An 11,306-nucleotide genomic window follows, 5' to 3' on the forward strand; every position below is an offset into this window, starting at 1 on the left:
TAGCATAGGAGTTTTATAGAAGTGAAAGCTAGATTAGACCCGCGGCTAATAACGCCGCACGCAGTGCGTCAGCACGTTTACGGTTTACCCCAAGATCGGAGTGTCCTGTGCGTGACTCTGAGCGTACGATAAGCTTGTCATCAATGATGCGCAGTTCAAGATCGTCGACAAAACGAAACACCTTGCTGGTGTACTCAATGCGCAAATAATTCTCTTGTCTATCCGCGGTTTTTGCACGGCCTAAGTTAAGTGCAACGGTTTCTATTGCCTCCAATGTTGCGTTAGGTTTGAGAACAAAAGGGGCCAGTGAGTATTTTTCTCTGCCATCTTGAGTTGAGACGCAATTAGGTTTGTCGGCACAAGGCAAAATACTTCTATCTGACATGACGGTCTCTCCGTTGCTACATCCTACGACAAGAGCGCTTGCCATAAGTAATGCGAGTGGCTTTAACATAAATCTATCAATCCGTTGTGAGTGTTGAATTGCTCTGCACGTAATCCTTCGTGCGAAAACTTCATATGTTGCTTTTGAATACAATAACTTAACGTTATTTTTACAAGTTAAAATTAAAACGAGCAAAGGTCAAGAGGCTTATGCTATTGATGTGTTAAAAAGAAAAGAGGGTGACGGAGAGGCGTAAAAAAGGCCAGCGTTGTGACGGCTGGCCAAAGATTGGAATCTTAAATATTGATTTATTCTGAAAGCATTAGCGAGTTTGCTTTTGCTTCTAAGTTAGAGCTTTCCATTAGGTATTTGTCGATAGCGATTGCACACTCACGACCTTCATTGATACAACGAACTACCAAAGATTGGCCAGTACGCATATCACCTGCTGCAAATACACCTTTTTGGTTAGTCGCAAACCCTTCGGCTGCCACATTACCGCGTTCATCAAGTTTGATGTCCAGTTGAGCTAGCACGCCAGTTGGCTCTGGGTGTAAAAAGCCCATTGCCAAGAAAGCAAGATCACAAGGGATCACACGCTCACTACCTGCAACTTCTTCAAAACTAGGGCGTTCGCCAGGAGCGGCATCTTGCCAAACGATGTCAGCAATGCGTAGGCCCGTTACTTCACCTTTATCATTTGCGATAAATTCTTTGGTCAGAATATTCCAATGACGCTCACAACCTTCTTCGTGAGAAGTGGTTGTTTTCATGATCATTGGGTACTGAGGCCAAGGCATATTGGCTGGGCGTTTCTCTGGTGGGATCGGCATGATCTCAACCTGAGTAATGCTAGCGGCTTTATGGCGGTTAGAAGTACCCACACAGTCAGAACCTGTATCACCACCACCAATAACTACAACATGTTTACCCGCAGCGTGAATTTCTTCACCCTTGAGATCCATATCGTTAGCACGGCGGTTATTTTGACCTAGGAATTCCATGGCGAAGTGCACGCCTTTTAATTCACGACCAGGAATTGGCAGATCGCGAGGAACCGTAGAGCCACCGGTTAGCAAGACAACATCAAAGTCTTGACGCAGTTGTTGTGCGTTAATGTCGACACCAATGTGCGCATTCACTTCAAACTTAACGCCCGCTTCAGCCATTAGGTTGACCTTACGATCAATGATGTCCATGCCTAGCTTAAAGTCAGGGATACCAAAGCGCAGTAGACCACCCACTTTCTCATCGCGTTCAAATACCGTTACGCAGTGACCAGCACTGTTTAACTGTTCTGCTGCTGATAAGCCAGCAGGGCCACTACCGATAATGGCAACGCTTTTACCTGAACGAGAACGTGGTTTCTTAGGTTTGGCATAACCTTCTTTGTAGGCACGCTCAACAATGGTCTTCTCGATGTTACAGATAGTAATAGGATCTTGGTTGATACCTAGTACACAGGCTGTCTCACAAGGAGAAGGGCACACGCGACCTGTAAATTCAGGGAAGTTGTTCGTAGAACTTAGGATGTTCCACGCTTCTTCCCAGCTGTCGCGGTATACCGCGTCATTGAATTCAGGAATGATGTTACCGATAGGGCAACCGCTGTGGCAGAAAGGTACGCCACAGTCCATACAACGTGATGCCTGAGTATTGATTTTGTCACCAAACTCTTCGTTTAGTACAAATTCTTTGTTGTCTTCGATACGAACAGACGGGTCGCGTTTTTGTGGAAGCTCACGACCGTGCTCCAAAAATCCAGTAGGCTTACCCATGATTAAACTGCCTCCGCTTCGGTTTGTTGCTGCGCTGCTTTGTTCTTTTGCAGAACTGCTTTGTAGTCACGAGGCATTACTTTCGCCAATGACTGCAAGTTCACTTCAAAGTTGTCTAAGAAAGACTGAGCGACTTCACTTCCTGTGAATTGTACGTGTTTAGTTAGCATGTCTTGCAGTAGTGCTTTGTCTTCTGCTTCGATAGGGTCGATGTCAACCAACTCGCTATTGAGTTTAGTTTCAAAGTCACCGTCTTTATCCCAAACATAAGCGATACCACCACTCATGCCTGCGGCAAAGTTACGACCTGTAGAGCCAAGGATAATCGCGATACCGCCCGTCATGTATTCACAACCGTGGTCACCGACACCTTCAACGACAACTTTCGCGCCAGAGTTACGTACACAGAAACGCTCGCCCGCTAGACCACGGATGAATGATTCACCAGAGGTTGCGCCGTAGAAACATACGTTACCCACAACAATGTTGTCTTCAGGAACGATGTTTGAGTTAGCGTCTGGATAAAGTACTAGCGTACCGCCAGATAAGCCTTTACCCCAGTAATCGTTCGCGTCACCTTCAACTTCAAACTTAACGCCTTTCGCAAGGAAAGCACCGAATGATTGGCCTGCGCTACCATTGAACTTAACGTTCATTGGCTCTGGTAATCCTTGATCTTTATACACTTTCGAAATTTCGTTAGACAACATTGTGCCTACGCTTCGGTCGGTGTTAATGATTGGGAATTCAGCGGTTACTGACTCACCTTTTTCGAGTGCTGGAATCGCAGTCTGAATCAGCTTGCGGTCCAATACTTCTTCAAGGTTGTGGTTTTGTTCAATCTGGTTAAATACACCATCTTCAGCACGCGCAGGTTCGATGTGTAGAACTGGCGATAGATCGAGGTTTTTGTATTTCCAGTGGCCGATATCTTCACGAACTTTCAGTTTCTGTGATTGACCTACCATCTCTTGAATTGTACGGAAACCTAGCTCAGCCATGATTTCACGTAGACCTTCAGCCATGTATTGGAAGAAGGTTACAACATCATCTACGCGGCCATCAAAGCGCTCACGTAGCGTTTTGTTTTGTGTAGCGATACCAACAGGACAGGTGTTCTTATGACACTTACGCATCATGATACAACCTTCAACAACCAATGCTGCCGTTGCCACGCCCCATTCTTCTGCGCCCAATAGAGTAGCAACAGCAAGGTCACGAGGTGTTTTCATCTGACCATCAGACTGAACAACGATACGGTTACGTAGGCCGTTTTTCAGTAGTGTTTGGTGTGTTTCAGCTAGACCTAATTCCCAAGGTAAACCTGTGTGGCGAATTGAAGACATAGGTGAAGCACCTGTACCGCCATCAAAACCTGCGATTAGAACCACATCAGCTTTGGCTTTTGCTACGCCTGAAGCGATAGTACCCACGCCTGCTTCCGATACCAGTTTCACGTTTACGCGACCGCTACGGTTAGCATTTTTCAAGTCGTAGATAAGCTGGGCTAAATCTTCGATTGAGTAAATATCGTGGTGTGGTGGTGGTGAAATTAGACCCACTCCTGGAGTGGAGTGACGAGTTGCACCGATCCAGTCATCAACTTTATCGCCCGGTAGCTGACCGCCTTCACCTGGTTTCGCACCTTGCGCCATCTTGATCTGAATTTCTTCAGAGTTGGTTAGGTAGTAAGAGGTTACACCGAAGCGTCCAGAAGCCACCTGTTTGATTGCTGAACGTTCCCAATCGCCGTTTTCTTTACGTTCGAAACGAGATGGATCTTCACCGCCTTCACCAGAGTTTGATTTAGCGCCAATACGGTTCATCGCAACAGCAAGTGTTGAGTGAGCTTCGTAAGAGATAGAACCAAACGACATTGCACCGGTAGCAAAGCGTTTTAGGATAGCTTCAATTGGCTCGACTTCTTCTAGCGGGATAGAACCGGCTGGGTTTTTAACAAAGTCCAACTGGCTACGCAGTGTGGCTGCGTCATCACCTTGGCGATCAACGGCTTGGGTGTATTGCTTAAACTGGTCAAAGTCTTTATTACGAGTTGACTGTTGTAGCAATGAAATCGTTTCAGGGTTAAACAAGTGTTTTTCACCACGTTGTTTCCACTGATAAACACCGCCAACATCAAGCAATTGCACTGGGATTTCACGTGTTGGGTAACCAATGCGGTGACGAACGATCACTTCTTTAGCGATGTCATCGATAGTCAAACCTTGAATACGTGAAACGGTACCGGTGAAGTATTTGTCTACTACCGATTTGCTCACACCAAGTGCTTCAAAGATTTGCGCACCGTGGTAAGACTGCAAAGTAGAGATACCCATCTTCGAGAAGATCTTCAATAAGCCGCCGTTAACACCTTTACGGTAGTTCTCGAATAGCTCTTTAACGTGCGCTTCAGGGTCTAATTTCTTAGTACGCTGCAGATCAACAAGGGTTTCAATCACTAGATATGGGTTAACTGCGTTAGCACCGTAACCAATTAGCGTCGCAAAGTGGTGTGTTTCGCGAGCATCACCGGTTTCTACCACAATGTCACATTTAGCACGTAGGCCTTTGCGAATGAGGTGGTGGTGAACTGCGCCTACCGCCAGCATAGCTGGAATAGCAGCATGGTTTGAGTTAACCGCACGGTCACTTAGTAAGATAATAGAATAACCGTCAACAACTGCGTCTTCTGCGTATTGGCAAATACGTTTTAGAGCACGCTCTAGCTTGCCTTTATCTTCGCTGGCTTGGAATACGATATCGAGCGTTTTAGATTGTAAATGCTCGTTATCAATAGCACGTAGCTTCTCAAGTTCAGAGTTCGACAGAACTGGAGACTCTAGTTCTACTTTTTGACAGTGTTCAGGGGTCTCAGTCAGTAAGTTCTGATCCTTACCAAGGTAAGTGTTCAGAGACATAACCATACGCTCACGAATCGGATCGATTGGTGGGTTAGTTACTTGAGCAAACAGCTGTTTAAAGTAGTTTGAAAGGTGCTGTGACTGGTGCGACAAAATTGCCAGTGGCCAGTCAGCGCCCATAGCAGAAAGTGGCTCTTTGCCGTCTTTTGCCATTGGCACAATAATTTCGTTTACTTCTTCCGAGCTCACGCCAAACGATTGTTGTTTGTGTAGTAAACGCTCAGGAGAAGGTTGGTTGAATTCGTTTTCTGCGTCAGGCAGTTTTTTCAGGCTCAGTAGATTTTCTTCAACCCATGCTTCATATGGTTGAGCATTGGCAATTGAATCTTTTACTTCTTCATCTGAAATGATGCGACCTTGTTCTAGATCGGCAACAAAGATACGACCCGGTTGCAGACGACCACGGAACTCAACGTTTTCTGGTTCAATTTCAACTACGCCAGACTCAGATGCCATCACTAGGAAGTTATCTTTGGTTACTGTGTAGCGAGAAGGACGCAGGCCGTTACGGTCAAGTGTTGCACCGACTTGTACACCATCAGTAAAACATACTGATGCTGGGCCATCCCATGGTTCCATGATATTGGCGTGGTACTGATAGAAAGCACGACGCTTAGGGTCCATGTTTTTGTTCTCTTGCCATGCTTCAGGAATCAGCATCATAAGAGCATGTGGCAGAGTACGGCCAGATAGAACAAGAAGCTCTAGTGCCATATCGAAGTTAGATGAATCTGAGCTGCCTTCTTGACAGATAGGCAATAGCATATCAATTTCAGCTTGGCTGAAAAGGTCAGACTCAAGGATAGCTTCACGCGCTTTCATCCAGTTCAAGTTACCGCGAACGGTGTTAATTTCACCGTTGTGCGCAATGTAACGGAAAGGCTGAGCCAAACGCCATCTTGGGAAGGTGTTGGTTGAGAAGCGAGAGTGAACCAAGGCAAGCGCTGTCACCATGGTTGGATTTTGTAGATCAAGGAAGTACTGAGGTACTTGCTCTGTGGTTAGCTGACCTTTATATACCAGTGTCTTATAAGACAAAGAGTTAATGTAGAAGTCATCACCAATGTTAGATACGCTTTCTAGACATACGCGAACAGTGTAGTTACGTAGAACATACAGCTTTCTTTCTAGCTCTTCAGGCGTTGTGCTTGGTCCACCAGTAATGAATACATGTTCAAACTGTGGTTCAGTACTTAGTGGGTCGGCACCCAGCATAGAGTTGTCCGTAGGTAAAACACGGTAACCCAGTACTTCTAAATCAAGTCGTTGTGCGTTGCGTTCTAGAATGTCACGACATTGCGCACGCTTATGCTCGTCACGAGGGAAAAGTACAACACCAACGCCGTACTGTTCAAAAGAGGGTAGGCGAATGCCTAATTTTACGGTTTCTTCTAACAGAAACTCGTGAGGCTTTTGCAGCAGTATACCTGCACCATCCCCTGAGCATGGATCACAGCCTTGGCCACCACGGTGTTCCATTCGGGCTAGCATATCCAATGCTTGTGTTACTACTCGATGAGATTTTCGGTTTTTAAGGTGTGCAACAAAACCGATACCACAAGCGTCATGCTCCAGTTCAGGCGTATATAAACCCTGGGCTGATTGCTCTCTATCCAACATAGGTAAATCCTTCCAATCTAATGTGACAAGGGGAAGTGCTCCCGTGTCATTGTTCCTTATAATTGTCTCTCAAAGGGCTAATATGTGTGAAATTAGCCTGCTTCCATTCCGTCTCTCGCTGAAAAGTTTGCGAAAAAAACATTCCTTGGTCATTTCCAATAGTTAGCTTCTGATTAATAGAATCTTATAAAGGCAGGAGCGGAATATGACCGACTATTCATCTTAAATCGTCCAATTAAATGAGCCGATATTAGGCGATAGTTGTAACTATCCTACAATTTTGTCTAGCTGAATTCCAACGAAAGTTGCACCAAAATGGATTTTTTATGAACAGCCGTCTTTAGCATCTAACTAACATTTGTGCATTTTTATTTACATGCAATCATTTGCGTAACTATATTGTGCCTAATCGCGCAATCGAAAAAGGATTATTGAGGTGTTAGAATACGTCGCTTCTCAATGAAGGGATGTAATTTAGTTTCATGACAGGTTGTCAGGGTATAAAGTCATCATAGGTTTAAAATTGTATGCAGCTACACGAACTCGTTAACACCCTCGGACAAGATTTACAGCGCCGCTACGGTGAAAAAGTCCACAAGTTAACCTTACATGGTGGATTTAGTTGTCCGAACCGTGATGGAACGATCGGGCGTGGTGGTTGTACTTTCTGCAACGTATCTTCATTTGTCGATGAATCTACGCAAACTCAAACCATTGAGGTTCAGCTAAATCACCGTTCCAAAGAAATTGCTCGTGCTAAAAAATATTTCGCATATTTTCAGGCCTACACCAATACCTTTGCTGAAGTACAAACCCTAAGAAACATGTACGAAGAAGCATTGGAATCGGCCGATATCGTCGGGCTTTGTGTGGGTACCCGCCCTGACTGTGTGCCTGATGCTGTGATGGATTTGCTGGTGGAATATAAAGAAAAAGGCTACGAGATTTGGCTAGAGTTGGGATTACAGACAGCGAATAATGAAACGTTAAAGCGAATCAACCGCGGCCATGACTTTGAGTGCTACGCTGAGATCACTAAAAAAGCGCGCGCGAATGGCATTAAAGTGTGTACACATTTGATTGTCGGTCTGCCAAAAGAAACTAAGCAAGATAATATAGAGACATTACAAAAAGTGCTGGCTGTCGGCACCGATGGTATCAAGCTGCACAGCTTACATATTGTAGAAGGCAGTACGATGGCAAAAGCATGGAAAGCGGGCAAACTTGAATCATTAGAGCTTGAAGAGTATGTCAGTATTGCCTCTGAACTGATTCGAATGACGCCACCTAATGTGGTGTACCATAGAGTCTCCTCAGCAGCACGTAGGCCGACATTGCTTTCTCCTTTGTGGTGTGAGAACCGTTGGCTGGCGATGACTGAAATAGGCAGAGCTTTAGATAGAGAAGGTGCGCAAGGTTCTTTGCTGGATCAGCCATTTATCTTCACCCAACCGCAACTCACTTCTCATAATTAAGTCTGTATTAAAGATACGCATTGGCATTGAACGCTTGGTGCTTTGGTTTTACTTCTAAAATAGCTTCTTGCCTTACTTACTTTTCCAGTCAGGCAAGATAAACTAGCGGCAGTTACAGCAAATGGACTGCTTGATGAAACAGTTAAGAACTTACTCTCAATATTACGTTGATCTCCTCGTTCGACTGGGGATCTTCCGATTCTCTTGCTTGCTTGCCTTAGGAGTGATCAGTTTAGCCATTTTTGTTCAATTTGGTATTAGCTGGTTCTTAGGGGAAACCTTTGAATATAAACATGCTCTGCGTTCTTTAGCCTTTGGTTTAATCATGACGCCTTGTGCGATCTACTTTGTCTCGATAGTGGTCGATCAACTGGAAGAGTCACGTCGTAAACTCTCAAAATTAGTCTCTGAGCTGAGCGATATGCGAGAGCGAGACCTTGAGTTAAATGAAAAGCTGACGCGAAATTTAAAACAACTAAATCTAGAGATGAAAGAGCGCTTATCTGCGGAAGAGTCGCGTGAACAGGCAATGCTCGATCTTGAACATGAAGTGATCCAAAGAGAGATCACTCAAATAGCACTTGCTGAAAGAACCGCATTGTTGCGATCTTTTATCGATGCCTGTCCCGATTTATTTTATTACCGTACTGCCGATGGTGTCTTTTCTGGATGTAACCAAGCGGTTGAAAAGCTGACGGGTAAAAGTGAGAAAGAGCTGGTGGGGTTAACGCCGTGGCAGGTCTATAAAAAAGAAATTGCCCAGCAAATCGTCGAAACCGATCAGATTGTATTTGAGAATTGTGAAGAGCTTATTTACGAGCAGTGGCTTGAATACCCTGATGGACGTAAAGCTTACTATGAACTGCGTAAGGTGCCTTTTTTCAGCAAAGAAGGACAACATTTAGGCTTGGTAGGGTTTGGACGAGATATTACGGAGCGCAAGCTCAATGAAAAGTCATTAGAAAAAGCCAGTCGCGATAAAACGACGTTTATATCGACCATCAGTCATGAACTAAGAACACCACTAAATGGTATTGTGGGTTTGAGTCGGATGCTATTGGGGACGAGTTTGGATAAAGAACAGCGCCAATACATGCAGACGATCAATATTAGTGCCATTACCTTAGGGCATATTTTTAATGACATTATTGATATTGATAAGTTTGACCGCAATAAGCTTGAGCTTGTTCCATCGGAGCTGAACTTCAACAGCTTTATTGCTGAGTTAGACAGTTTATCTCGTTTGATGGCCGAGCAAAAAAATCTGCGCTTTGAACTAGAACGCCTTAGTGATATGCCCGATAGCATTGTGGTGGATGCGACTCGCTTGCGACAGGTGTTATGGAATTTAATTAGTAACGCCATCAAGTTCACCTCTGAAGGCGGTGTGTTTGTGAATGTAAGCGCCGAGCCTATCGAGAACAATGAGGTGGCGATTCGCTTTGAAATTGAAGATAGCGGTATTGGTATCCCTGAGTCAGAGCTTGAGAAAATCTTTGCTATGTATTATCAGGTAAAATCTGAAGAGGGCAACTTACACGCTGTGGGTACAGGCATTGGCCTTGCGGTATCTCAATCCTTGATGAGAAAGATGGGAGGAGATATTTATGCCACCAGTGAAATGGGGCACGGTAGCACCTTTTATGTGGAATTTACCGCTGCGAAAGGTACAACGGTGGTCAGTAATGTTGAAGAAGCCCCAGAGTCTGTACAGCGTCCACTTTCTATCTTCATGGTGGAAGATATCGAGCTAAATATTACCGTAGCTCGCTCTTTATTGACCAGTTTTGGTCATAAAGTGGATGTGGCTATGACAGGTAAAGAGGCGCTAAGCAAATTTGAACCTACAGATTATGACTTAGTACTGTTGGATATTCAGTTGCCTGATATGACTGGGTTTGATATTGCCACTGAATTGCAAAGTCGCTATACCAACCTTCCTCCGGTTGTGGCGTTGACGGCCAATTTAGTCAAAGATAAAACGGCATACCGAGAAGCGGGTATGCAAGATGCGATCAGTAAGCCTCTATCGGCCAAAGCGCTACGTAAAATCTTGAATAAGCTGTGCTATCTCGATGACCAAATTGTTGAAGAAAACAGCCATGCAACTAAAGCGGTATTACAAGATAGTACGATAGAAGAAATCTCTATTGATATGCTGGTCGACAAAGAGATGTTACGTTCATATATTGATATCGTGGGTAAGAAACCGGTTCTTGAAAGCGTACAACTGTTTAAAGATATGATGCCGGATTATGTGGCGATTTTAGAATCCAACTTAGTGGCTAAAGATAAAAAGGCGATTGTCTCTGAAGCTCATAAAATCAAAGGTGCTGCGGGCTCCGTGGGTCTTAAGCGGATTCAGATGGTGGCCCAACAAGCGCAATCTCCAGAGTTACCTGCGTGGTGGGAAAACATTAATGACTGGATTGATGAGATAAAAGAGAGTTACCTTAGTGATATAGAGGTGCTCAAAGATTGGATTGAGCAAGAGTTTGATAAATAATACTCGTCATAGTCATTTCGTTATCGAGAGATAGTTAAATGCAATGAGCGGTACAGTTGTATCATTATTGATTGCGTTCATAGTGGTTTGCAAAGTAGGAGTAAACAATGAAAGTTAAAGTGGTAAGTGCGATATTGTTAAGCTCTACACTATTATTTGGTTGTGCGTCGATATGTCATGCACCTTGGGATACCGCGTCAACAACCTCTATTGTTGAGCAGACTAAAGTGACGCTAGATGCGAACATGTGGGGCAATAAAATGCCAACCATTGGGGAAGAGCCGTCTTTTCCTCTACACGGCAGCTTAGTTCTTAACTCAGAGAAAATGATTCCTGCCGATCTTAGTGTCAGTGCTGTTTGGGTGCGATATGCCGGTGAGACATTCTTAATTGATGAGGATGACTTTGATGTTGAAGCGATTAACGAGAAGCAATGGAAGTTGTCTTTTAAACAAGATCAACGCTTCAATGACAAAGTGACAGTCGCTGATGTAGCAGTAGAGCTAAAAGGTGAAAGCCAAGCTGTTTGGTTGGTTGATAAAGCAGTCAATGTAGATGCTGTTTACTAATTCAATACTTGTTATACCAATCACACTAAGTAAGTGATCAGAAATAGCGTAG

6 protein-coding genes are annotated in these 11,306 nt (G+C 44.3%); 3 read left to right on the forward strand and 3 right to left on the reverse strand.

From position 1 onward, the window contains the following. Positions 1 to 28 precede the first annotated feature (28 nt). From VEZ01S_RS12460 to gltB, 3 genes are all read right to left on the reverse strand, one after another. A complete protein-coding gene (locus VEZ01S_RS12460) occupies positions 29 to 454 on the reverse strand; it encodes a DUF1499 domain-containing protein (protein ID WP_021714400.1) in 426 nt (141 codons plus the stop codon). 239 nt (positions 455 to 693) lie between these two features. Beyond that, positions 694 to 2,163 (reverse strand): glutamate synthase subunit beta, encoded by a 1,470-nt coding sequence (locus tag VEZ01S_RS12465; RefSeq protein WP_021714401.1) that lies wholly within the window; start codon positions 2,161 to 2,163, stop codon positions 694 to 696. Between the two features lie 2 nt (positions 2,164 to 2,165). Next, complete coding sequence (gltB, locus tag VEZ01S_RS12470) at positions 2,166 to 6,704, reverse strand: glutamate synthase large subunit (RefSeq protein ID WP_021714402.1); 4,539 nt, start codon at positions 6,702 to 6,704, stop codon at positions 2,166 to 2,168. A 527-nt stretch (positions 6,705 to 7,231) separates the two neighbouring features. Here gltB and mnmL point away from each other — a divergent pair. From mnmL to VEZ01S_RS12485, 3 genes are all read left to right on the forward strand, one after another. Beyond that, on the forward strand, positions 7,232 to 8,179 hold the full coding sequence (mnmL, locus tag VEZ01S_RS12475; RefSeq protein WP_021714403.1) for a tRNA modification radical SAM protein MnmL/YtqA: 948 nt from the start codon (positions 7,232 to 7,234) through the stop codon (positions 8,177 to 8,179). Between the two features lie 133 nt (positions 8,180 to 8,312). Continuing rightward, complete coding sequence (gene arcB / locus VEZ01S_RS12480) at positions 8,313 to 10,685, forward strand: aerobic respiration two-component sensor histidine kinase ArcB (protein ID WP_021714404.1); 2,373 nt, start codon at positions 8,313 to 8,315, stop codon at positions 10,683 to 10,685. A 107-nt stretch (positions 10,686 to 10,792) separates the two neighbouring features. Beyond that, entirely contained in the window at positions 10,793 to 11,254 is a 462-nt protein-coding gene (locus VEZ01S_RS12485; protein WP_021714405.1) for a hypothetical protein, read from the forward strand. Positions 11,255 to 11,306 lie beyond the last annotated feature (52 nt).

The sequence above is a fragment of the Vibrio ezurae NBRC 102218 genome, assembly GCF_000467185.1.
GTDB lineage: Bacteria > Pseudomonadota > Gammaproteobacteria > Enterobacterales > Vibrionaceae > Vibrio > Vibrio ezurae.